The following is a 23,606-nucleotide window of genomic DNA, read 5'->3' on the forward strand; positions in this document are numbered from 1 at the left end:
TTCGTTACTTCTCATCGTTTTGCAACACTTTCCTTTTTTTGAACATATCCGTTTTCGCTGTCACATTTCTGATAACTGTCATCAATTTGTCATACTGCTGTCATTTAAATTATTCATGTTATTAACGCATCGATGGCGTAACGCCTTCATTTTCCCCTGTTTAACGTTAAGGAAATGCTATGACCACCGCGGTACTGAACGTCAAAATCAATGCGGAGTTAAAAGAGCGTCTGCGTGAATATGCTCAGGAAAATGACGAGACCCTCGGCGCGGTTACCGAAAGATTGCTGCTGAGCGCGATGAACGATGACGACATTTCAGAAGACGACATCGACAGCCAGCACACGGAAGAGAGCCGTACCGAGCAGCTCACTGATAAAGAAATCAAAGCCCTGCGTAAACTTCTGAAGAAGAAAAAATGAAACGTCACGAGCCACATACCACGGCCCACAACTATGCTGAAGCCTGCCATCTGCTGCGCTCAGGCTATGTGAAGCACGTTCGGTTGGGCTGGAACGTCGAAAGCGATGAGTTTTTCCGTATCGCCTCGGACTGGTGCGACGCTGGCGCCAGAATTGTAAAAGAGGATGATGCCTTCGTCGTCTCGCTGAAAGGGTTCGCAATCCCGCGTCAGCACTGACATAACACTAATAACACCGCCTCAACATCCATTATAAAGCGTCACGGACGACGTTTCGGCGAACCCGCGGGTTCGTCACTTTTCCTCTGTTTTTGTCATTCCCGCTCATTAATTCTCATCTTTCCCCACGCCTGTAAAATTCCACGCCATGCCTGTGCCAGGGTGAAGTTTCGATACGCCCGATGAACGGTGAGGTGGCTGTGAAATTTGATCCGCAGTGCGACGATATCGCTATTGTTCTGTCAGCGCTGAAGCTGCGCCAGTCGGCTGACTTTATGGACAGCTACAGCGAGCCGTATGTGATGGTGGTCGGCATGGATGAAACCAGCGCTGACGCTGCGCGCTTCCACTGCCAGCTCAACGCGTTCAGCAACGTCAGGGCATACCAGCCGCTGGTGGCAGCCGGAGAGGGGATTCTGCTGTACGGCCCGGCGAATCCGGGAGCATTCGTGACGCTTTCGGTCGCCATCATGGAATCCGATGCGGAGATCCGTCAGGCGGGCCAGGATCTGCAGGCGTGGGTGAGCCAGGCTGCACAACACATCGGCGTGGCTTCGCTGCTGGCGACGAATCCTGGTGCAACCACCGCCCGCTCGCTGGTAGAGCAGGTGCTGGGGCGGGTAGCGAACCGGATGCGCGATAATCAGGACGATACCCTGTTAACCGTTTCCGGCTGCTGGTTCCGCGACCGCCCGGTGCCCTATAACATCAACAGCTTTTCGGTGCATCACAATGATTTTGCCGAAGCGACGCTGAAGGTGATCCCCCTCCCGCCGGGCTGAATCACACCACGCCGCGGGAGCGCACCGGGGCGCTGACCAGCGACTGCCACAGCGGTTGAAGCCGCTGCAGCGCGTCTTCAAGCTGCGGGGTCTCCAGCGCAAACGGCAGGCGCAGGAAGCGCTCAAAGGCGCCGTCGGTGCCAAAGCGCGGCCCGGCCCCGAGATGAATCCCGATGTTGAGCGCGCTGGCGGCGAACTGCGAGGCCAGCGGCAGCGGCAGCTCCACCCAGAATGACAGCCCGCCTTCAGGAAGCTGAAAACGCCAGTCCGGAAAATAGCGCTTCAGCATAGTGGCGGCGGCATCGCGGCGCGTTTTCAGCAGCGCCCGCCGTGCCGGCAGGAAGTTATCCGCCTCGTTAATCAGCGCCTGCACCGCCAGCTGTTCAAGCAGCGGCGAGCCTAAATCCAGACTGTCACGCACCTGGGTTAGCGAGGCGATGGTCCGCGCCGGGGCGCGGATCCAGCCCAGACGCAATCCGCCCCAGAAGCTTTTTCCCGCCGAACCAATGGTGATCACCTCATCTTCGCCGAACGCGGCCAGTGGCGGGGGAGGCGGGGCGTCATACCAGAGATCGATCATGGTTTCGTCCACCACTACCGTGGTACGGGTGCGGGCGGCGATGGCGGCGACGTCCTGGCGGGTCGCGGCATCCATACAGCGACCGGTGGGGTTGTGAAAATCCGGCAGCAGATAGGCGAGACGCGGCGCGGTCTGGGCGATGGTTGCCGCCAGTGCCGCGCTGTCCCAGCCCTGATCCGGCAGCGAAATTCCTACCGCGCGGCATGAGGCTCCTTCAATCGCCGCATGGGCCAGCGGATAAGTGGGGTTATCCACCGCCACGCGATCTCCCGGCCCGGTCAGCAGCCGCAACACCAGCGCAAATCCCTGCAGCGCCCCGTTGACCATCATAATCTGGTCCGCCGTGGTGGGCAGGCCGCGCGCGGCATAGCGTTCGGCGATGGTCTGGCGCACGCTCAGCAGCCCCTGGCGATCGTAGCCGGTGTGGTCGAGGAAGCCCGGCAGCTGGCTCAGGGCGTGGGAGAAGGCATGGTGAATTTCCGGCCCGGCGGGCAGGGCGGCGGTCGCCAGATCCAGCGCCTGAGGCACGCTGTGGCGGCCCGCAGCCGGACGCGGTTCGGGCAGCACGATCACCGAGCCGGAGCCGTGGCGGCTGACCAGATAATTTTCATCCCGCAACTGGGCGAGGGCGCTGGCAACGGTGGTGCGGCTGACGTTGAGCGCACTGGCCAGCTCGCGCTCGCCGGGCAGGCGGCTGTCGAGCGGTAGTCGGCCATCAAGGATCAGCAGACGCAGCGCCTGGGCTAACTGCTGATAGAGCGGAGCGCGGGAGGCGGGTTGCTGCCAGTTGCCCAACAGGCGCAGCAGCGACAGGCTTCCGGATCGACGTTGATTCATGGCAGTCCACTTTGTTTAAACTGGACCTTAATAATAAGTCCAGTTCCGATAGAGTGAAACCATCATGTCGCCACCGGAAGATTTTATGTTACGTCGTCTGTTTCAGCTCTACTTTGGCCTCGGGTTATACGGGGTTTCTGCCGCTATGTTCGTCACCGCTAATCTCGGGGCCGATCCCTGGAACGTGTTTCACCTCGGCGTAGCACGGCTGTTTTCGCTCAACATTGGTCTGGTGATGATCCTCGTCGGTGCGCTGGTGCTGCTGTTCTGGATCCCGCTGCGTCAGCGTCCGGGTCTCGGCACCATCAGCAACGTTATTGTTATTGGTCTGGCGGCGGACGCCACCCTGGCGCTGATGCCGCCGGTCAGCGGTCTGCCGCTGCAGGTAACGCTGCTGGTAAGCGCGGTGGTGCTGAATGCGATGGCGACCGGGATGTACATCGGCGCGGGCTTCGGTTCCGGGCCGCGTGACGGGCTGATGACCGGCATCAACGCCCGCACCGGCTGGTCGGTGCGTACCGTGCGTACCGCAATTGAGCTCACCGTGCTGCTGGCCGGATGGGCGATGGGCGGCACGCTGGGGGTCGGCACCGTGTTGTATGCCCTGGCGATCGGGCCGCTGATCCAGTTCTTTATGCCGTGGTTTCGCCGCCGGCCACAGCCGCCGGTAACGGAAACCGCAGCGGTGTCATGAAGGCGAAGCGCTCACAATTTTTGCCCGACTGCGCTAGAATAACGGCGATCTCCACCACTTCTGAGCCGCTATGAAGCCGAAATCCATCACGCTTTACGACGTCGCACGCCATGCGGGCGTCTCCTATCAGACCGTCTCCCGGGTGATTAACCAGGCGGAACACGTCTCTGCCCGCACCCGGGAAAAGGTGGAGCAGGCGATGACCGCGCTGCACTACGTCCCGAACCGGGTAGCGCAGCAGCTGGCGGGCAAAGCCCTGCTGACGCTGGGCCTGGTAACAGCTGACCTGTCGCTGCATGCCCCGTCGCAAATCGCCGCTGCGGTAAAGCGACGCGCCAGCCTGGCGGGGTATAACGTGGTGATGTCGATGCCGGAAGATAACAGCGTTGCCGCCTGTGAAGCAGCAGTGGCGGGTCTGCTGGCACAGCGGGTGGATGCCCTGCTGATTAACGTTCCGCTGGAAAACGATGCCGCAGCGCATATCGCCGCCCGCAGCCAGCCGCTGCCGGTACTGTTTCTTGATGTCGATGAGAATGCCCCGGTGCCGTCGATGGTGTTTGATGCGCAGCAGGGGGCGCGGCTGGGAATTGAACATCTGCTGGCGCTGGGCCACCGGCGCATTGCCTGTCTTGCCGGGCCGCTCGATTCGGTCTCCGCCCGACTGCGTCACCAGGGCTGGATCGCCGCGCTGCATCAGGCGGGGCTGACGCCCTGCGTGGAGGCGCACGGTGACTGGAGCGCCGCATCAGGATATCACCATGCCCATGCCATTCTGGCTGCGCGCCCGGACGGCGTGGTGGTGGCGAACGATCAGATGGCGCTTGGGGTGCTGCGCGCCTGCGCGGAGCAGCAGCTCCAGGTACCGGATGCCATTTCTGTTATTGGCTATGACGATACCGCCGACAGCGCCTGGTTTACCCCGGCGCTGACCACCATCCGTCAGGATTTTCGCCTGCTGGGGGAGCGAAGCGTGGAGTGGCTGTTGGCGCGCCTTCATGCCGCACCGACGGCGGAGTCGGCGATTACGCTGCCGGTGTCACTCATCGAACGCCAGACCAGCGGCGCACGGCGTAGTACAGAGATAACGCCCCGGCAGATTGCCGCCCGGTTGACGCAGCTGGCGCAGCAGTTGGCGGATCTCGATCGTTCCTGACGTTATGTGATCCGCTTCGCATCAGTGCCGGGGCGATCTTTACTCCCGACCACAACCTGTGCAGAGTTACCTTTATTTGTGAGCGCTTCGCAATTGAGGTTAACCATGCATCAGACTTCCCCTTATCTCTCCCTGCAGTCGCTGCTTTCCCGCCGCGACTGGGAAAATCCCGGCGTCACCCAGTGGCAGCGTCTGCCGGCCCACGCCCCGTTCAATAGCTGGCGCAGCGCCGGGGCCGCGCGTGAAGATCGCATCAGCGAACAGCGGAAAATCCTGAACGGCGACTGGCTGTTCAGTTATTTTCACGCCCCGGAAGCGGTGCCGGAGAGCTGGCTGCAGCAGGAGTGCGCCGACGCTCGCCCGCTGCCGGTGCCGTCGAACTGGCAGATGCACGGCTACGATGCGCCCATCTACACCAACGTCACCTATCCCATCGCTACCACGCCGCCCTTTGTGCCGCGCGAAAACCCTACCGGGTGTTACTCGCTCACCTTCCGCCCCGATGCGGGCTGGCTGGCAGGCGGGCAGACGCGCATCATTTTCGAAGGGGTGAACAGTGCGTTCTATCTGTTCTGCAACGGGCGCTGGGTGGGGTACTCCCAGGACAGCCGCCTGCCGGCGGAGTTCGACCTGACGGATTTCCTGATCGACGGCGATAACCGCCTGGCGGTGCTGGTGCTGCGCTGGAGCGACGGCAGCTGGCTGGAAGACCAGGATATGTGGCGCATGAGCGGTATTTTCCGCAACGTGGTGCTGCTGCATAAGCCCGATACGCGCATTGCCGATTACCTTGTACGCACTCCGCTTAACAGCGAATTGAGCGCCGGTCGGCTGGAGGTTGAGGTCCATCTTGAAGGCCGCGATGTGGCAGCAAGCCAGGTCGCCGTGGCGCTGTGGCGGGACGATACGCTGATCGGCGAGGTGCAGGCCGCGCCGGGCAGCGCTCCGGTGGACGAGCGCGGCAATTACGCCGAGCGGGTGACGCTGACGCTGCCGGTGGAGCAGCCGGCGCTGTGGAGCGCGGAAACGCCGCACCTCTATCGCGCTGTGGTCTCGCTGCTTGATGCTCAGGGCGAGCTTATCGAAGCCGAAGCCTGCGACGTGGGCTTCCGCAAAGTGGAAATCAGCAATGGTCTGCTGAAGGTCAACGGTAAACCGCTGCTGATCCGCGGCGTGAACCGTCACGAACATCATCCTGAGCACGGGCAGGTGATGGACGAAGCTACCATGCGCCGCGACATTGAGCTGATGAAACAGCACAATTTCAACGCGGTGCGCTGCTCGCACTACCCGAATCATCCGCTTTGGTACCGGTTGTGCGACCGCTACGGCCTGTACGTGGTGGATGAAGCCAATATTGAAACCCACGGTATGGTGCCGATGAACCGCCTGTCGGACGATCCGCGCTGGCTGCCGGCGATGAGCGAGCGCGTGACGCGCATGGTGCAACGCGATCGCAATCACCCCTCGATCATTATCTGGTCGCTGGGCAATGAATCCGGGCACGGCGCAGCGCATGACGCCCTCTATCAGTGGATTAAAAAGCACGACCCGAGCCGTCCGGTGCAGTACGAAGGCGGCGGAGCCAACACTACGGCGACAGATATCGTCTGCCCGATGTACGCGAGGGTCGATCAGGATCAGCCATTCCCGGCGGTGCCGAAGTGGTCGATTAAGAAGTGGATCGGCATGCCGGACGAGACGCGTCCGCTGATCCTGTGCGAATACGCCCACGCGATGGGCAACAGCTTTGGTGGTTTCAGCAAATACTGGCAGGCGTTTCGCCAGTATCCGCGGCTGCAGGGCGGCTTTGTCTGGGACTGGGTGGACCAGGCGCTGACCAAAACCGATGCCCAGGGCAACACCTTCTGGGCCTACGGCGGCGATTTCGGCGACACGCCCAACGATCGCCAGTTCTGCCTGAATGGCCTGGTGTTTCCGGATCGTACTCCGCATCCGGCGCTGTCTGAAGCCCAGCGCGCTCAGCAATTCTTCCAGTTCCATCTGGTGAGCCACAGCCCGCTGGTGGTGGATGTAGAAAGCGACTATCTGTTTCGATCCAGCGACAACGAGCAGCTGCGCTGGCGCGTGGAAGTGGACGGCGAGGTGCTGGCCCAGGGAGAGACGCGACTGGAGATTGCGCCGCAGGGCACGCAGCGCCTTGAACTGGGCGCACTGCCTGCCGGAACGCGGCCCGGTCAGTGGTGGCTAAACGTCGAGGTGGTACAGCCTGACGCCACCGCCTGGTCCGCGGCCGGGCATCGCGTGGCCTGGGATCAGTGGCGTCTGCCGGTGCCGCTGGCCCAGCCCGCTGCGCCGGATACGGACGGGGTTGCCCCGCAGCTTACGTCAGAGGAGGCAAGCTTTAGCGTCACGCATGGCAACCAGCGCTGGGCGTTCTGTCGCACCGCCGGGGTACTGGCACAGTGGTGGCGCGATGGCGAAGAGACGCTGCTTACGCCGGTGACCGACCAGTTCAGCCGCGCACCGCTTGACAACGACATTGGCGTCAGCGAAGTGACGCGCATCGATCCGAATGCGTGGGTGGAGCGCTGGAAAGCGGCGGGCATGTACGCCTTGTCGTCGGTGCTGGTGAGCTGCCGGGCGGAACAGCGCGCTGAAGCGGTGGAGATCGCCACGCTGCACCGCTGGGTACATGAGGGAAAAGTGTTATTTATCAGCCGTAAAACCTGGCGTATTACCGCGCACGGCGAGCTGCAGATTGAGGTCGAGGTAGAGGTGGCGAGCGATATTCCGGCTCCGGCGCGTATCGGCTTAACCTGCCAGCTGGCGCAGACGCCTGAGCAGGCGAGCTGGCTGGGTCTGGGGCCGCACGAGAACTACCCGGACCGCAAGCTGGCGGCACAGCAGGGGCGCTGGACACTGCCGCTGGACGCGCTGCACACCCCGTACATTTTCCCGGGGGATAACGGCCTGCGCTGCGATACCCGCGAGCTGCGCTTTGGCGCGCATCAGCTGCACGGGCAGTTCCACTTTGCCCTCAGCCGTTACAGCCAGGCGCAGCTGCACCACATAACCCATCACCATCTGCTGGAAAAAGAGCCGGGCTGCTGGCTGCACGTTGATGCCTTCCACATGGGCGTGGGCGGGGATGACTCCTGGAGTCCGAGCGTAGCGCCGGAGTTTCTGCTGCAGCAGGAGAACGTACGCTACGCGCTGCGCTGGCGTCAGGCGTAACGTACCGCGGCGCAGGGAGGCGCCGCTATGCGTGAGGGGGGGCGAGCAGCGTCTCGTCCTCGCGGCTCGCCAGATTCTCTTCCGCCCAGCGCATAAACGCCTGGGCGGACAACGCTTTACTGTAGTGCCAGCCCTGACCGTACTGCACGCCGTGCCGGCACAGCCAGGCTTCCTGCTGCGGGCTCTCCACGCCTTCCGCCACCATCTCCAGCTTCAGGGTGCGCGCAATCTCAATGATGTGCGATGTCACCTGCTTACGCTCCAGCGCCATCACGAAGGATTTGTCGATCTTCAGGATGTCGACTTCCAGTTCCTGCAGGTAGCTCAGGCTGGAGTAGCCGGTACCGAAATCGTCAATGCTGACCCGAAAGCCCGCCTGGCGATAGCGGGTGAGGATCGGGCCGGTGATATCCGGATCGACGACGCTGCGTTCGGTTATTTCGATGACGATCTGACGTGTTGCGATGCTTGCCCCGGCGCATAACCGGGTCAGCCGCTCCAGCAGCACAGTAGAGGAGAGATCCTGCGCTGCCAGGTTGATGGCGATATGCTTATCGGGGTGCTGGCGCAGCCAGTCGCTCATCTCTTCAAATACCCGTTCAATTACATACGCGCTGAGCTGGTTGATGGTCCCGGTCTGCTCCGCCATCGGGATGAACACGTCAGGCGAGAGCCAGGTGCCGTCCGGCTGCGGCCAGCGCACCAGCGCCTCGGCACCGATGACTCTGCCGCTTTTTAACTCCACCACCGGCTGGTAGTTGATGGTCAGATCGCGATTATGCAGGGCATCTATCAGCCGGTAGCGCGGCGACTGCAGCCGCCCCAGCAGGCGCAGGATAAACGCCGCCGCCAGCAGGCTGATGACAATGCCGAACGGCATCCACAGCAGCAGCTGATCGCGCCAGGCCTTTTCCAGCGGGGCCAGCGATGCCCAGGCGACAATCATCAGCTTGGCATTGAGCAGCGGCAGTATTTCATAGCGGTTGCCGTGCCGGGTGAGGCTGATACTGTGCTCTTCGCGCACTGTCTGCCAGATGTCGGGGCTCAGGGTGCTGGTGCTGGCGATAATGTGATTGCTGGCGGTGCCGATCAGCGCCAGGTTAATGGGGTTGCTGCTGAACGGCACCACATCAATAAAGGTCAGCGGATCGATAATCACCGCGTAGCGATCGAGGCCGATCGCCACCATTTCATAACTCATGTCCAGATCGGTGCGCGAGGTGTACCAGGCGCGGAAGCCCTTTTCGGTGACGGCGTCCGGCGGCGGAAACGGCTGCTGTCTGCTGCTGCTTTCCAGCGAGGAGCAGCGCGGGCTCAGGCCATCCATCCAGATCACTTCCTGCACGTAGCGATGCGTATAGGCGAGGCGGCGCAGAGCAAGCAGATGTTCTGGACTACAGGGCGTGGTTTGCAGCGTATTGAGCACCAGCAGCGCTTCGCGCGCCTGCTCAATCACCATCTCCACGCGCGCTCTGGCGCTGGCGGTATAGGTTTCCAGCTCGTCATTGAACTGCTCATTGGCGTGGCTTCTGGCAAACCAGATGCTGAGCGCGATGGGAAGAAGAACGGCAAGGATCAGTATGGCTGTGACGAGGCTCCGGAGCCGCCTGTTGGTCATCTCATTTTCCTGAACGTGCAACGATGGTGGGGCATCTAATGAGTTAACCACAGGACGGTGGTTTTTGCCTGGACGAGGATGCTATCTTTTGCAGCTGCACCGGTTTTTGACATTTAGCACAGCGGGACGCCATGAAGAAAAAAGAGTTTGTCACCCAGGATCTGCTGAGCAAGATCTACCAGAGCGAGCCGGGGGAACGGCGCAAGCTGCCGCCGGAGCGGGTGCTGGCTGCGGAATATGGCGTGTCGCGTTTTACCATTCGTCAGGCGCTGGAGAAGCTGGCCAGCATTGGCGTGGTGAAGATCGTGCAGGGGTCGGGGATCTGGATCAACGATAACGTGCGCAGCAATCCGCTGGTCTACAACTCTATCACCGAGAAGCGTTTCGATCAGATCCAGTTTCGCATGGTGAAGCTGCACAAAAAGCTGCCCGGCATCGAGGAGCAGCAGGTGTTTGGCATCGAGGCCGGGACGTTTATCTGGCAGTTTTGCCGCCTGCGGCTGGTGGACGGCGCACCGGTGCAGATTGAGATATCAAGTATGCCGGTAAGCCTGTTTCCCGACCTGAACCAGCAGATTATCGAGCGGTCACTGCAGCGGTACGTGCTGGACAGCGGTTACCGCATATCCCATATGCTGACCAGCTACCAGGCGGTGAGCGTGTCGCGCGAGCAGGCGGCGCTGCTCGGCTGCAAAAAGGGCAGCCCGGCAATGCACATCGCTAACCGTGGCATTCTGGAAGGGGGACGGGTGTTTGAGATCAGCGATATCATTGATATCAACTACACCTGCACCTACGTCATCCCCTTTAATCATGACAATCTTGCCTTCCGCCAGGGCGCTCAGGGGGTGTGAATCGCCCCGTTTGGCAGGCGGCTCTGGGTCCACTCGTGTGGACGGTAGACCACCGGCCACTTCAGCGCCTCGGCTTCATCAAACCCTACGCCGATCCCCGGCTGCTCGATGGGGTAGATAAAGCCCTGCTCCGGGGCGGCCGCGCCGGGGAATACCGCGGCGGTATCGTCGCTAATCGGAATGAACTCCTGAATCGCGGCGTTGTGCAGGTGGATGTTGAGGTGGGTATTCACCGCCACACCGATGGGGGTCATATCTCCCGGCCCGTGCCACGCCAGCCGCACGCCAAAGGCCTGACACAGCACCGCCAGCTTCAGCGCCGGGGTAATACCGCCAATCTGCGATACGTGGCAGCGAATGAAGTCGATCTGCCGGTTGACGATCAGATCGTGCCACTCCGCCGGGTTATTGAACAGTTCGCCCATCGCCAGCGGGACGCAGCTCTGCTGACGCACCTGCGCCAGCCAGGCGCTCTGCTGAGGCGGCAGAATGTCTTCGATGAAAAAGGGCTGATATGGCTCCAGCGCTTTCGCCAGCTGCACCGCCTGCTGCGGGAACAGGCGCTCGTGCACGTCGTGCAGAATATGAAAACGCGACCCGTACTTGTCGCGCAGCGCCTTAAACATGGCAACGGTGTTAGCCATGTACTCATCCTGATCGTAATAGGCACCCTGGGTCGGGCTGCGGGTGCTGTGCATCGCTTCCGGCGTGCCACCGTAGAAACCGAGCTGGCAGCGGATATGACGATAGCCTCCGGCCAGCAGGGCGTCCACGCGGGTGAAAAGCCCGTCGAGGGTGTCGCTGCTGGCGTGGGTGTAGGCGGCGATGGCGTCTTTCGATTTCCCGCCGAACAGCTGATAGAGCGGCATGCCGGCCAGCTGCGCTTTGATGTCCCACAGCGCCATGTCCACGCCAGCGATGGCGTTGTTGGTTACCGGGCCGTTACGCCAGTAGGCGTTAACGTTCATCATCTGCCACAGATCTTCGATGTTATTCGCATCCCGGCCGGTCAGCAGCGGCTTCAGGTACTCATCGACCATCGTCTTCACCGCCAGCGGGCGCTGCTGGAAGGTGGCGCAGCCGTGACCGACCACGCCTTTATCAGTGGTGATGCGCACCACGATCAGGTTGTGCCGGTCGGGGCGGGTAATAAAGCACTCAATATTTTCAATTAGCGTAGGCAACACCGTAATACTCCCTGGGCCACAAAACAGCGGGCCGGTTGCGACATTTATTGACGTGATGGCCGCCACTATCGCCTTAATAATCCGGCGGCGTAAACCGCTTTTTTTAAATAATTTTTATTGGTCAGAAAGCTGCCTGAATAATGAATATATACCGTACCAATTTGACAGATAGCGTCGTTGTGTGGCTTTACTGGTGGTGAATTGTGATTGTCGTCATGTTTTATTGGTTTGTTTTGTTATAGCGATTTACCTACCATCACTGTCATCAATGACAACAACAACTAACTGGCGGACGTTTTATGGGGACACAGGAAGCAATTATGCGCATTATTCGTCTGGTTGGCGGGGCGGATAATATTAATAACGTCTGGCACTGCATGACGCGGCTGCGCTTTGACCTGGTTGACGATAATAAAGTCGACCAGGGTGAAATTAAAAAGATCCCCGGCGTACTGGGCGCTCAGCTGCAAAGCGATCAGTTCCAGGTCATCATCGGGCCGCAGGTAAACAGCTGGTATCAGCAGATGCAGGCCATGCTCGGCACGCCGTCTGCCACGCCTGGCGACAGCACCGCTGGCGGTAGAGGGCGTAAAAGTCTGGTGTCGCTGTTTATGGATACCGTCTCCGGCGTGTTTGGTCCTATCGTACCGGCGATTGCCGGGGCCGGGATGATCAAGGGGCTGCTGGCCGGGCTGGTAGCGCTGAACGTGGTGTCGGCAAAAAGCGATACCGTGGTGGTGATCGATCTTATCGCCAGCGGCGTGTTCTATTTCCTGCCGTTCTTCCTCGCGGTATCGGCGGCGAAGATCTTCAAAACCAACGAATATCTGGCGGCGGCGGTGGCGGCCTGTCTGATGTATCCCTCCCTGATTGAGGCGGCGAAAAACCTCGCGGCGGGCAGTCCGGATGCGGTGAGCGCATTCTGGCTACTGAATGCGATCCCGGTGTCGGTATTTAACTACGCCTCCAGCGTTATCCCGGTGATCTTCTCCATTCTGGCGCTGAGCTACATCCATCGCTGGGTGGACAGCTTTATGCCAGAGGTGCTGAAAACCGTCTTTACCCCGACCCTGACGCTGTTTTTGGCGGCTCTGGCCGCGCTGGTGGTGATCGGCCCGATTGGTATCTATCTCGGTAAAGGGCTGGCGCTGTTTATCGAAGGGCTGTTCAGCATCTCGGCAAGCTTTGCCGGGCTGGTGGTCGGGGCGATCCGTCCGGTGGCGATCCTCACCGGGATGCACCACGCCATGACGCCGATCGCGCTGCAAAACTTTAGCGATCGCGGCTATGACATGCTGATGCCGATGATGTTTATGGCCAACATGGCGATTGCCGGCTCGACCTTCGCTATCTGGCGTCTGAGCAAATCGCGCCAGGATAAGACGGTCACGCTGTCCGCCGGCGTCTCGGCGCTGCTGGGAATTACCGAACCGGCGCTGTTCGGCGTGTTAACCCGGTACAAGAAAGCGTTTATTGCCGCCACGGTAGCCAGCTCGCTGGCGTCGGCTTTCATTGCCTTCTTCGGCGTGCGCCTCTATGGCTACATTCTGTCGAGCATCTTCAGCCTGCCGGCCTACATCGGCCCGTATCTGATCTTTGCCCTGCTGGGCGTTGCTATCGCGCTGGTGCTGTCGTTTGTCCTGACGACCGTGCTGGTGGGGAAAGAGGCGGAATAAAACAGGTGATGCAGCGCGCCTCGTCGGGCGCTGCATCGCTGCTATGAAACACGATAATGCAAAGTGTTTCCAGATGTTTCATGACGACATCATCCCGGTAATAAGATCAGTGAGTTAGTACACACTTTTGCAACATCCCCCCTTTCCCTGTGCGTTAACGGTTCAAGTTTGCCCGCGGCGTGCCGTTGACCAAAGAAGGCGCATTGCCTCTTTATCTCCAGGGAATTTGTCTATGTTCAAAACCACGCAGTCCCGTTTCATCCTTACGCTGTGCCTTTTCTTTATTGTGTTAGTTGGCGTGACGTCGCTTGCGATCACGCTGTTTGTCAGCCCGCAGATTAAACAGTCCGAAACGCGGCTTATCCGCTATGAAGTCGGTAACGTGGCGGGCGCTATCGTCGAGCAGATGAACCGCGTGCAGGCGCAGATGCGCAGCGTGACGCAAACGGTAGCCGCCCTCTCCAGCGAGCAGATTGATGTGGTACTGCCAGCGCTGGTGGATCAGTACAAGGATGTGAACGTGTTCGGCGGGGGCATCTGGCCGCTGCCGGAAAAACGCGAGGCCGGACGCAATAAATTCAGCACCTTCTTCGCACGCGACGCGAACAACGATTTGCAGGTCAACACCTACTGGAACTCCGACGCGGCACCGAATTACTACGAACAGGTGTGGTACAAGGGCGGTCTGGCCGCACCGGTTGGACAGTGCGCCTGGGCCAACGCCTATCAGGACGACGCCAGCCCGCAGCCGCGCACCAACTGCGCCATGACCATCAACAAAGACGGTCAGCCGTGGGGCGTTGCCACCATCGACGTCACGCTGGGCTTCTTCAACCAGCTGGCGAAGCAGATGGATGAGGCGATCCAGGGGCGCGTGCTGATCGTGGAAGCAGACGGCAAAATCGTCGGCAATGCCGATCAGCTGGGGAAAGCAGCGAGCCTCGATAACGTGGCGCAGATGAACACGCCGATGGCAGCTGCCCTCAGCGGGTTGCTGAAAGGCTACGATCCGGGAAGCCAGCTGGAGCAGGAGTATGACAACGACGGCACCTCGCATACCCTGATTTTGCAGGCAATTAAGGGCAGCCCGTGGATTATCGCGGTGGATCTGCCGACCGCGCTGCTGACCCAGCAGACCAGCACCATCATGACGCGTTTAGGCCTGGTGCAGATCCCGCTGGCGCTGCTGCTGCTCGGCGTGCTGGTGGTGTTTATCCGCACCATGACCGGTCGCCTTGCGGCTCTGAACCACAACATCAGCCGTTTGTCGTCAGGCGGGGCCGATCTGACCCAGCGCCTGCAGCCGGGCAGCAGCCCGGAGTTCAACGCGGTGATCGACAGCTTCAACGGCGTGATTAGCTGGCTGCAGGAGATGCTGCGCCAGGTGGGGGACAGCGCGCGGGCCATCTCGTCGGCCTCTCAGCAGATTGCCACCGGCAACCAGGATCTCTCAGCGCGTACCGAAGATCAGGCCAGCTCGATTGAAGAGACGGCGGCGTCGATGGAGCAGCTCACCAGCACGGTGCGCCAGAATGCGGATAACGCAGCCAATGCCAACGAGCTGGCGCGCGATGCCTCGGCAGTGGCCGAGCGCGGCGGGGAAGTGGTGAAACAGGTGGTGACCACCATGAACGCCATTCAGGCCTCGTCCGGTAAAGTGGTGGATATCATCAGCGTTATCGACAGCATCGCCTTCCAGACCAACATTCTGGCGCTTAACGCGGCGGTGGAAGCCGCCCGTGCCGGCGAGCAGGGCAGGGGCTTTGCAGTGGTGGCGCAGGAAGTGCGTAACCTTGCACAGCGTTCTGCCCAGTCGGCGCGCGAGATCAAGCAGCTGATTGAAGCCTCGGTGAGCAATATCGACATCGGTACCAGCCTGGTGACCGAAGCCGGTAAAACCATGGAGGAGCTGACGCAGAGCGTGCGCAACGTGACGACCCTGATGAGTGAGATCATGTCGTCGAGCCGTGAACAGAGTGCGGGTATTGAGCAGGTCAACCTGGCGATTAACCAGCTCGACAGCACCACCCAGCAGAACGCCGCGCTGGTGCAGGAAGTCTCCGCTGCTTCACACTCTATGTCCGAGCAGACGCAGCAGCTTAACCAGGTGGTTGCCGGCTTCAGACTGTAACGTTCTTCCCTCTCAGCGCACCGCAGCCGCGGTGCGCTTTTCTCTCCGCTTGCAATTTGATCATCACAGGCTTACGATATTGTTATGTTATAACATATAGAAAGGTCATTACGATGAAAGACGGCATCCATCCGCTTTACCGCACCGTGGTTTTCCACGACACCAGCGCCAACGAGTATTTCAAAATTGGTTCCACCATTAAGACCGACCGCGAAATCGAACTCGACGGCCAGACCTGGCCCTACGTGACGCTCGACGTGTCCTCGGCGTCGCATCCGTACTACACCGGGAAACAGAAAACCTTCTCTAACGAAGGCAGCACGGCTCGCTTCCAGCAGCGCTTTGGTCGCTTCCTGGGCGGGGCGAAAGGAGAGAAATAATGCAGGTACTCAACTCATTGCGCAGCGCAAAGCAGCGCCATCCTGACTGTCAGCTGGTCAGACGCAAAGGACGGCTGTATGTGATTTGCAAATCGAACCCGCGCTTTAAAGCGGTGCAGGGTAAGAAGAAGAAACGATAAAAACGCGCCCCTGGCCTGATGGCAAGGGGCGTTTTGTTATGCCTGGACAGGAACGCCGGTCGCGACGGGCTTATCCAGCGAATAGATGTCGTAGAAGGAGAGGGTCTGTTTGCGGCTGAGCATTTTAGTCAGCATCGCTTTTTGCGATTCACTCACTTTTGGCGAGCGCATAATTGCCTCAACCAGTTCTGCAGGAACATCGCGCGTGTTGTACCACTCCCCGTTATAGCAAACCCGAAAATCAAGCACGTCGATATCTTCGTAGCGATAGCGCGGGTTCACATCAAAGAAAAAGAAGCCGTTCAGCAGCACAAACAGCACGACCAGCAGCCATACTGACCCGGACAGCGTAGCGGACTGCAGCATTACCGCCATGGTGGCGAGCCAGCCGATATACATCCCGATAAATAAGCCAGGGTGCTTGCGAATAAAGCTGATGCTGAAGCGCGGGCGGTTATCGCGTTTTTCCACGCGGTTGAGTTCGTCGATGGTTTGGTTAAGCAGGCGTTGTATTTCAGTCATTCCAGGCCTTCAGAGTGGTGCGCAGCGGGCGCGGGAAGGTTTTTTACTAGTGTAAAAAGCAGGGGCTTAAGAAAAAAGTAACAGATGGCGCTGAAAAAACGATAACAGTTCAGCGCCAGCGAGCATGACAGTTTACAGGGTTTTGATGATGCGTGCCGGGTTGCCGCCTACCACGCAGTTATCCGGTACGTCTTTGGTGACTACCGCGCCGGAAGCGATGACCACGTTATGACCAATCGTTACGCCAGGATTGATGATAGCGCGCCCGCCGATCCAGGCGTTATCGCCGATAGTAACCGGCTTGCCGTATTCCACACCGCTGTTGCGCTCGGTGGCGTCCAGCGGGTGAGTCGCGGTATAGATATGCACGCCAGGCGCCATCATGCAGTTCTTGCCGATATGCACCGGACAGACATCAAGGATCACGCAGTCGAAGTTGGCGTAAAAATTATGACCGAGAAAAATGTTATAGCCGTAATCACAGCGGAAGGTTGGCTCGATATAAACTTTATCGCACCCGCCCAGTAAATCCTGTAGCAGCGCCTTACGCGTGGCGGTTTCATCCGGCGCGGTATGGTTATAGCGATGTACCAGATGCCGGGCGCGAATACGATCTTCGCGCAGCGTCGGGTCACCCGGATCGTAAAACTCGCCAGCAATCATTTTACGCTTTTCTTCGCTCATTCCTGCTCTCCTTATTAACGACTGGCAACAAGGTAATGCAGCATCAGCAAAAAGAAAACGCCTGTCTGGCGGCTTTGCGCGGCGCGCAGCAAATTGCAGATAAAACGCAGCGTAAAGGGCGCGCCATGTTAATGGAACGAGTCAGGCCGCAGGCAGAGGTGAGGGGACGCTCAACATTAACATGGCTTCAGGACAGCAGGTGACGGGCAGGATTCACATTTAAATACGCTGGATTAACGAACAAATTTCCACACGGAGGCCGGAATTTTATCATACAGCTTATTCATGGTCAGTTCCGCGAGGCGATGATCGGCCGCGGAATAAAAGACGGTCAATTCGTTATCGGGTAATTCGTATTTATTTTTTTCGATTACACGTTCCAGGGTGTCAATAGACTGACAGCGACGTAAGCGCATCAGATAATCAATTTTAGTTAATGGCTTTGTGGACATTTTTTCACCTTAAGTGATTGTAGTAGTTTTAAAATGACAGACTAACCGGGTTTGCCCGACTCACATTGAGAAAACAACGAAACAGACGATTGCCCGACTTACGCCACTTCTGCAAGTCCTGTGCATTTATGCCGTAGTTACTGAACAACATGAAGGTGTCGTCCAGGTATTCATCTATTTGCTCAATCAGAATATTGTCTTCATCATGCTTAATTTTGTAATTAAGTGCGAAGGTAGCTATGTGTTCGATCAATTCATTCAGCTGGAGGTTAATCGCTGATGTAGGATCGTTAACCCAACCATGGTGGCTTTCATCAAGGTTAGCAAGGCAGTCATGATACAAAGTTTCGCAGAGAAATTTAAGCTGCGCTATATCATGCCTCTTTGGTGAGTATTCGTCCATACGCTTCCCCCTTTTTCGTAAAAAAATTTGATTACACAGGTGCGCAACAGGGGTAATAACTGTTTCTATATGGCCACGCCGGCGTCTTGCCGTGTCTCATTAACTATAAATCACGCTTAAGGATTTTTCCTTCTGCTATTACGAAAAATTACATTTCGTTCGTAAGGATGATGAACGCTGCCTTAATAAGACTTACGGATGATTTGCCATTGTCTGCTGCGGTTAAAAGGGCGCTGACAGTAAGATAAGTGGTTCATTCAGTAGTGTATTATCTTAAATCCTCCACTAATAATATAAGCCGCTACGGTGCAGGGTTATTTGTAAGATTACTCTGAATTAGATTTCACCAATTGTATTAATATCTTTCACGCTATTTTTCTGCGGGTAATGATCCCGATAAATAGTAATTAATTTTTCCCGTCCGGACGTGACGCATTTAGATTATGGCGCGCAACCAATAAAAAAGGCCGCGTTACGCGGCCTTTTGAGGAAAGATGGGAATTAATGATGCTCAACCTTGTGGCTGTGCTCAATATCCTCATTTTTCCGGTGGAAGCGGCGGCGAACCACCACGAAGAACACCGGTACGAAGAAGATAGCCAGCACGGTAGCCGTTACCATCCCGCCCATTACGCCAGTACCTACGGCGTTCTGTGCGCCGGAACCCGCGCCGGTGCTGATAACCAGCGGCATTACCCCGAGGATAAACGCCAGCGAGGTCATCAGGATGGGACGCAGACGCATACGTACCGCTTCCAGCGTCGCTTCAATCAGCCCTTTGCCTTCTTTGTCCATCAGGTCCTTGGCGAATTCCACGATAAGTATCGCGTTCTTCGCCGATAGCCCAATGGTTGTCAGCAGGCCCACCTGGAAGTAGACATCGTTGGTCAGGCCGCGGAACGAGGCTGCAATCAGCGCACCCAGTACCCCGAGCGGAACCACCAGCATGACCGAGAACGGAATCGACCAGCTCTCGTACAGCGCGGCCAGACAGAGGAAGACCACGATAAGCGAGATAGCGTACAGCGCCGGGCCCTGGTTACCGGAGAGACGTTCCTGGTAGGACATACCGGTCCAGTCAAAGCCGATACCCGCCGGCAGCTTGCTCGCCAGCTGTTCCATCATATCCATTGCTTCACCGGTACTTCTGCCCGGTACCGCTTCACCGAGGATCTCCATAGACGGCAGGCCGTTATAGCGCTCCAGACGCGGTGAACCGTACTCCCAGCGCGTGCTGGCGAAGGCAGTAATCGGCACCATCTGACCATCGGAGCCGCGCACGTACCAGTTACCAATATCTTCCGGCAGCATACGGTATTGCGCTTCGGACATGACGTACACCTTCTTCACGCGACCGCGGTCGATGAAGTCGTTGACGTAGCTTCCGCCCCAGGCCGCACCCAGCGTGGTGTTGATATCGGTAATCGATACCCCCAGCGCCTGTGCTTTTTCCTGATCGATATCAATTTTGAACTGCGGGGTATCTTCCAGACCGTTCGGACGCACGCCCGCCAGCAGGTCAGGGTGTTTCGCCACCTCGCCCAGCAGCTGGTTACGCGCCTGAGTCAGTTTTTCATGGCCGAGGCCGCCCTGGTCAATCAGCTGGAAGTCAAAGCCGGTTGCCGTACCGAGATCGACGATCGCCGGCAGGTTAAACGCGAACACCATTGCATCGCGGATCTGCGAGAAGGTGCCCATCGCACGGCCGGTAATCGCCCCCACTTTGTTCTCATCGCCCTCACGCTCATCCCAGTTTTTCAGAGAGACGAACGCGATACCGGTGTTCTGACCACGACCAGCGAAGCCGAAGCCGTTAACCGCAAACACCGAGTTAACGTTCGCTTTCTCTTTTTCCAGGTAGTACTGGGTAACTTCATCCAGCACTTTCTGGGTACGCTCCTGAGAGGCGCCCGCCGGCAGCTGAACCATGGTCAGGAATACGCCCTGATCCTCTTCCGGAAGGAACGAGCTTGGCAGACGCACAAACAGATACGCCATACCGACCACGATGATGATGTAGAGCAGCAGGTAACGACCGGTGCTGCGCAGAATGCTGGCAACGCTGTCGGTGTAGTGGTGCGTGCTCTTGTCGAACATGCGGTTAAACCAGCCGAAGAAGCCTTTCTTGCCTTCCCCGTGATCGCCTTTCGCGATGGGTTTCAGCATGGTGGCGCACAGCGCCGGAGTAAGGATCAGCGCCACCAGTACCGAAAGCACCATCGCGGAAACGATAGTGATGGAGAACTGACGGTAGATTGCCCCGGTAGAGCCGCCGAAGAAGGCCATCGGAATAAATACCGCGGACAGCACCAGCGCAATACCCACCAGCGCACCCTGGATCTGGCCCATCGATTTACGCGTTGCCTCTTTGGGCGGTAATCCTTCTTCCGCCATGACGCGCTCGACGTTCTCCACCACCACGATGGCGTCATCCACCAGCAGGCCTATCGCCAGCACCATCCCGAACATCGTCAGGGTGTTAATCGAGAAGCCAAACATCCCGAGGATGGCGAAGGTACCGAGCAGTACCACCGGCACCGCAATCGTCGGGATCAGCGTGGCGCGGAAGTTCTGCAGGAACAGATACATCACGATGAACACCAGCACGATCGCTTCGACCAGGGTTTTCACCACTTCGTTAATGGAAATCTTAACGAACGGGGTGGTGTCATACGGATAAACAATTTCCAGACCGGCCGGGAAGGTGGCTTTCAGCTTATCCAGCTCGGCGCGTACCGCATTGGCGGTATCCAGCGCGTTCGCACCGGTTGCCAGTTTGATACCCAGACCGGAAGCCGGCTGGTTGTTGTAGCGCGCGATGATGTCGTAGTTCTCACCGCCCAGCTCAATGTTCGCCACATCACGCAGGCGAACCTGCGAGCCGTCCTGGTTCACCTTGAGCAAGATTTTGCCGAACTCTTCGGTAGAGGTCAGACGGGTCTGCGCGATGATAGAGGCGTTAAGCTGCTGGCCTTTCACCGGCGGCGTACCGCCTAACTGACCGGCTGCCACCTGGGCGTTCTGCGCTTTGATGGCGTTGATCACGTCAACCGGCGTCAGCTGGAAGTTGTTCAGTTTGTTCGGGTCCATCCAGATACGCATCGCGTACTGGGAACCAAACAGCTGCACATCACCCACGCCAGGCGTACGGCTGATCGGGTCCTGAATGTTTGCGGCGACGTAGTCGGAGATATCTTCCTGGGTCATGGAGCCGTTGGTGTTGATCACCCCGGCTACCATCAGGAAGCTGCTCGCCGATTTCTGTACGCTCACACCCTGCTGCTGCACTTCCTGCGGCAGCAGCGGCATCGCCAGCTGTAGCTTGTTCTGCACCTGTACCTGCGCGATATCCGCGTCGGTACCGGATTCGAAGGTCAGGGTGATCTGCACCGTACCGGTGGAGTCACTGTTAGAGGAGAAGTACATCAGGCCATCGATACCGTTCATGTTCTGTTCGATAACCTGCGTCACCGTGTCCTGCACGGTTTTCGCATCAGCCCCGGGATAGGTTGCCGAAATCGTCACCGCCGGCGGCGCAATCGAAGGATATTGCGCTATCGGCAGGTTGAGGATCGACAGTCCCCCAGCCAGCATGATGATGATCGCCAGCACCCAGGCAAAGATGGGGCGATCGATAAAGAAATTAGGCATGTCTTAACGGCTCCTGTTTGAGTTAAGACTGAGGTTGTTCTGACTGACCATTGGCCGCAGCCTGCTCTTTCTTGTCAGCCGTGACTTCCTGCGCTTTAACCTGGGCGCCCGGTCTTACTTTTTGCAAGCCGGAAACGATCACGCGATCGCCTTCTTTCAAGCCATCCGTTACCAGCCACTTGTCGCCGATCGCCTGTTCAGCGGTAATCTGGCGCACTTCGACCTTATCGCCTTCGCCAATTACCATTGCACTGGCATCACCACGCGGTGTGCGGGTCACGCCCTGCTGCGGAACCAGAATCGCATTCGGACGAGTGCCTTCTTCCAGTTTGGCGCGAACAAACATGCCAGGCAGCAGCGTCATGTCCGGGTTCGGGAAGATAGCGCGCAGCGTGATAGACCCGGTGGTCTGGTCAACGCTGACGTCGGAGAACTCAAGGGTACCGGTCTGCGGATATTTATTGCCGTCGTTAGTCACCAGCTCCACTTTCGCTTTGCCGCCTTCCTGCTTCAGCGAGCCGTTAGCCAGCTCCTGTTTCAGGCGCAGAAAATCGTTGCTGGACTGGGTAACGTCAACATAGATAGGGTCGAGCTGTTGCACCGTGGCGAGGGCGTTGGTCTGTCCGCTGGTCACCAGTGCCCCTTCGGTCACGGCAGATTTACCGATGCGGCCGCTGATAGGGGAGGTGACTTTGGTGTACGCCAGGTTGATGCGCGCGGTTTCGACCGCCGCTTTAGCCGCGACGACCGCAGCGCTGGTCTGCTGCGCCTGCGCCTGGGCGTCATCGTAATCCTGCTGGCTGATGTACTGAGTACCCAGCAGTTTCTTGTAACGATTCAGCGTGACCTGAGCGATGTTAGCCTGGGCCTGAGCCTGCGCCAGATCGCCTTTGGCGCTTTCGTAAGATGCCTGATAGGTTGCCGGATCAATCTGGTACAGCGAGACACCCGCTTCCACATCACTGCCTTCGGTAAAGTTACGCTTCAGGATGATGCCGCTTACCTGCGGGCGTACTTCTGCCACGCGGAACGCGTTAGTACGGCCTGGAAGCTCAGTTGTGATTTGAAGTGGCTCGCTTTTCAGCGTCACAATGCCAACTTCCGGCACTTGCGCACCCTGTTGCTGAGCCTGTTGATCGTCACATCCTGTAAGCGCTAAGCCGCCGGAGAGCATCAGAACGACCGCCAGAGGCGAAAATCCTCTGTTTTTGTTCATATCAAAACCTCGAGTGTCCGATTCCAAAATTGATCAATGGATCAAAAGTCCATAAACCCATTGCTGTGTTTATATTATCGTCATGCTATGGTACATACATTCACAAATGTATGTAAATCTAACCCTGTAACTTCACCCACATATGGCACGAAAAACCAAACAACAGGCGCTTGAGACGCGGCAGCACATTCTTGATGTTGCGCTGCGCTTGTTTTCTCAGCAGGGCGTATCCGCGACATCGCTCGCGGAAATAGCGCAGGCGGCAGGGGTGACGCGCGGCGCTATCTACTGGCATTTCAAGAATAAGTCGGATTTGTTCAGCGAAATCTGGGCGCTTTCAGAGTCCAGTATCAGTGATTTAGAAATTGAGTATCGGGCAAAATTTCCTGACGATCCACTGTCAGTGTTACGTGAATTACTAATTTACGTACTGGAAGCAACGGCAGCCGAGGAGCGCCGTCGTCTGATGATGGAAATCATTTTCCATAAGTGTGAGTTTGTTGGCGAAATGGCGGTAGCCCAGCAGGCGCAGCGAAATCTGTGCGTGGCGAGTAACGAGCGCATTGAACAGACCCTGAACGACTGTATTGAGGCCGGAATGCTGCCGGCGAAACTGCAAACGCGTCGCGCGGCGATCCTGATGCGCAGCTATATCTCCGGCATTATGGAAAACTGGCTGTTTGCCCCGGAAACCTATGACCTGAAGCGCGAAGCGCGTGAATTTGTTGATATTCTGATTGAGATGTACCAGCTGTGTCCGTCGCTGCAGCGCCCCTTTGATGAGCACGACGCTGCTCCGGAGCCATAA

Annotated in this window: 21 protein-coding genes; 12 read left to right on the plus strand and 9 right to left on the minus strand. The window is 58.2% G+C overall.

Going from position 1 to position 23,606, the window contains the following annotated elements:
• The first annotated feature begins 179 nt into the window (after positions 1-179).
• From ET34_RS0117790 to ET34_RS0117800, 3 genes are all read left to right on the plus strand, one after another.
• Complete coding sequence (locus ET34_RS0117790) at positions 180-422, plus strand: hypothetical protein (protein ID WP_031524330.1); 243 nt, start codon at positions 180-182, stop codon at positions 420-422.
• Positions 419-640 carry a hypothetical protein gene (locus tag ET34_RS0117795; protein ID WP_031524332.1) on the plus strand — a complete coding sequence of 74 codons (222 nt, stop codon included), beginning with the start codon at positions 419-421 and terminating at the stop codon, positions 638-640. The genes ET34_RS0117790 and ET34_RS0117795 overlap by 4 nt, the downstream gene beginning before the upstream one ends.
• 200 nt (positions 641-840) lie before the next feature.
• Positions 841-1,422 carry a hypothetical protein gene (locus ET34_RS0117800; protein ID WP_152548415.1) on the plus strand — a complete coding sequence of 194 codons (582 nt, stop codon included), beginning with the start codon at positions 841-843 and terminating at the stop codon, positions 1,420-1,422.
• A 1-nt stretch (position 1,423) separates the two neighbouring features.
• On the opposite strand, the gene yczR is transcribed toward ET34_RS0117800, so the two are convergent.
• On the minus strand, positions 1,424-2,839 hold the full coding sequence (gene yczR, locus ET34_RS0117805; protein ID WP_031524335.1) for a MocR-like transcription factor YczR: 1,416 nt from the start codon (positions 2,837-2,839) through the stop codon (positions 1,424-1,426).
• Positions 2,840-2,924: 85 nt separating this feature from the next.
• On the opposite strand from yczR, the gene yczE reads away from it, so the two are divergent.
• The 3 genes from yczE to ET34_RS0117820 all read left to right on the plus strand — a co-directional run bounded on the left by yczE (position 2,925) and on the right by ET34_RS0117820 (position 7,884).
• Positions 2,925-3,533, plus strand: a complete 609-nt coding sequence (yczE, locus tag ET34_RS22370; RefSeq protein WP_031524337.1) for a membrane protein YczE — start codon at positions 2,925-2,927, stop codon at positions 3,531-3,533.
• 70 nt (positions 3,534-3,603) lie between these two features.
• On the plus strand, positions 3,604-4,686 hold the full coding sequence (locus tag ET34_RS0117815; protein ID WP_031524339.1) for a LacI family DNA-binding transcriptional regulator: 1,083 nt from the start codon (positions 3,604-3,606) through the stop codon (positions 4,684-4,686).
• 105 nt (positions 4,687-4,791) lie between these two features.
• Entirely contained in the window at positions 4,792-7,884 is a 3,093-nt protein-coding gene (locus tag ET34_RS0117820) for a beta-galactosidase (RefSeq protein WP_031524340.1), read from the plus strand.
• A 25-nt stretch (positions 7,885-7,909) separates the two neighbouring features.
• Here the strand turns inward: ET34_RS0117820 and ET34_RS0117825 are convergent, their stop codons facing one another.
• A complete protein-coding gene (locus tag ET34_RS0117825; RefSeq protein WP_051640570.1) occupies positions 7,910-9,502 on the minus strand; it encodes an EAL domain-containing protein in 1,593 nt (530 codons plus the stop codon).
• Between the two features lie 131 nt (positions 9,503-9,633).
• Between ET34_RS0117825 and ET34_RS0117830 the strand changes: the two genes are divergently transcribed.
• Entirely contained in the window at positions 9,634-10,356 is a 723-nt protein-coding gene (locus tag ET34_RS0117830; RefSeq protein ID WP_031524344.1) for a GntR family transcriptional regulator, read from the plus strand.
• On the opposite strand, the gene ET34_RS0117835 is transcribed toward ET34_RS0117830, so the two are convergent.
• The gene (locus ET34_RS0117835; protein WP_031524346.1) at positions 10,344-11,543 is read right to left on the minus strand and encodes an enolase C-terminal domain-like protein; all 1,200 of its coding nucleotides are present in this window, start codon (positions 11,541-11,543) and stop codon (positions 10,344-10,346) included. The two genes, ET34_RS0117830 and ET34_RS0117835, sit on opposite strands and share 13 nt — an antisense overlap.
• Before the next feature lie 299 nt (positions 11,544-11,842).
• Here ET34_RS0117835 and ET34_RS0117840 point away from each other — a divergent pair, with 299 nt between their 5' ends.
• The 4 genes from ET34_RS0117840 to ykgO all read left to right on the plus strand — a co-directional run bounded on the left by ET34_RS0117840 (position 11,843) and on the right by ykgO (position 15,870).
• The gene (locus ET34_RS0117840; protein WP_031524347.1) at positions 11,843-13,219 is read left to right on the plus strand and encodes a PTS transporter subunit EIIC; all 1,377 of its coding nucleotides are present in this window, start codon (positions 11,843-11,845) and stop codon (positions 13,217-13,219) included.
• Between the two features lie 232 nt (positions 13,220-13,451).
• Positions 13,452-15,350: a methyl-accepting chemotaxis protein gene (locus ET34_RS0117845; RefSeq protein WP_031524349.1), complete on the plus strand. Its 1,899-nt coding sequence runs from the start codon at positions 13,452-13,454 to the stop codon at positions 15,348-15,350.
• A gap of 113 nt (positions 15,351-15,463) precedes the next feature.
• Positions 15,464-15,730, plus strand: coding sequence for a type B 50S ribosomal protein L31 (locus tag ET34_RS0117850; RefSeq protein ID WP_031524351.1), 267 nt, complete (start codon positions 15,464-15,466; stop codon positions 15,728-15,730).
• A complete protein-coding gene (gene ykgO, locus ET34_RS0117855) occupies positions 15,730-15,870 on the plus strand; it encodes a type B 50S ribosomal protein L36 (RefSeq protein ID WP_031524353.1) in 141 nt (46 codons plus the stop codon). The genes ET34_RS0117850 and ykgO overlap by 1 nt, the downstream gene beginning before the upstream one ends.
• Positions 15,871-15,906: 36 nt before the next feature.
• On the opposite strand, the gene ET34_RS0117860 is transcribed toward ykgO, so the two are convergent.
• The 6 genes from ET34_RS0117860 to acrA all read right to left on the minus strand — a co-directional run bounded on the left by ET34_RS0117860 (position 15,907) and on the right by acrA (position 22,798).
• Positions 15,907-16,392, minus strand: a complete 486-nt coding sequence (locus tag ET34_RS0117860; protein WP_031524354.1) for a YlaC family protein — start codon at positions 16,390-16,392, stop codon at positions 15,907-15,909.
• A gap of 132 nt (positions 16,393-16,524) precedes the next feature.
• Positions 16,525-17,076 (minus strand): maltose O-acetyltransferase, encoded by a 552-nt coding sequence (gene maa / locus ET34_RS0117865; RefSeq protein WP_031524356.1) that lies wholly within the window; start codon positions 17,074-17,076, stop codon positions 16,525-16,527.
• Positions 17,077-17,309: 233 nt separating this feature from the next.
• On the minus strand, positions 17,310-17,528 hold the full coding sequence (locus ET34_RS0117875; protein WP_031524357.1) for an HHA domain-containing protein: 219 nt from the start codon (positions 17,526-17,528) through the stop codon (positions 17,310-17,312).
• A gap of 28 nt (positions 17,529-17,556) precedes the next feature.
• Positions 17,557-17,931 carry an Hha toxicity modulator TomB gene (gene tomB, locus ET34_RS0117880; RefSeq protein WP_031524358.1) on the minus strand — a complete coding sequence of 125 codons (375 nt, stop codon included), beginning with the start codon at positions 17,929-17,931 and terminating at the stop codon, positions 17,557-17,559.
• 501 nt (positions 17,932-18,432) lie between these two features.
• Positions 18,433-21,582 (minus strand): multidrug efflux RND transporter permease subunit AcrB, encoded by a 3,150-nt coding sequence (acrB, locus tag ET34_RS0117885; RefSeq protein ID WP_031524359.1) that lies wholly within the window; start codon positions 21,580-21,582, stop codon positions 18,433-18,435.
• 22 nt (positions 21,583-21,604) lie between these two features.
• Positions 21,605-22,798 carry a multidrug efflux RND transporter periplasmic adaptor subunit AcrA gene (gene acrA / locus ET34_RS0117890; RefSeq protein ID WP_031524361.1) on the minus strand — a complete coding sequence of 398 codons (1,194 nt, stop codon included), beginning with the start codon at positions 22,796-22,798 and terminating at the stop codon, positions 21,605-21,607.
• A 142-nt stretch (positions 22,799-22,940) separates the two neighbouring features.
• Between acrA and acrR the strand changes: the two genes are divergently transcribed.
• Positions 22,941-23,606, plus strand: coding sequence for a multidrug efflux transporter transcriptional repressor AcrR (gene acrR, locus ET34_RS0117895; RefSeq protein WP_031524363.1), 666 nt, complete (start codon positions 22,941-22,943; stop codon positions 23,604-23,606).

It is taken from the genome of Siccibacter colletis (genome assembly GCF_000696575.1).
In the GTDB taxonomy this organism is placed as follows: Bacteria; Pseudomonadota; Gammaproteobacteria; order Enterobacterales; family Enterobacteriaceae; genus Siccibacter; species Siccibacter colletis.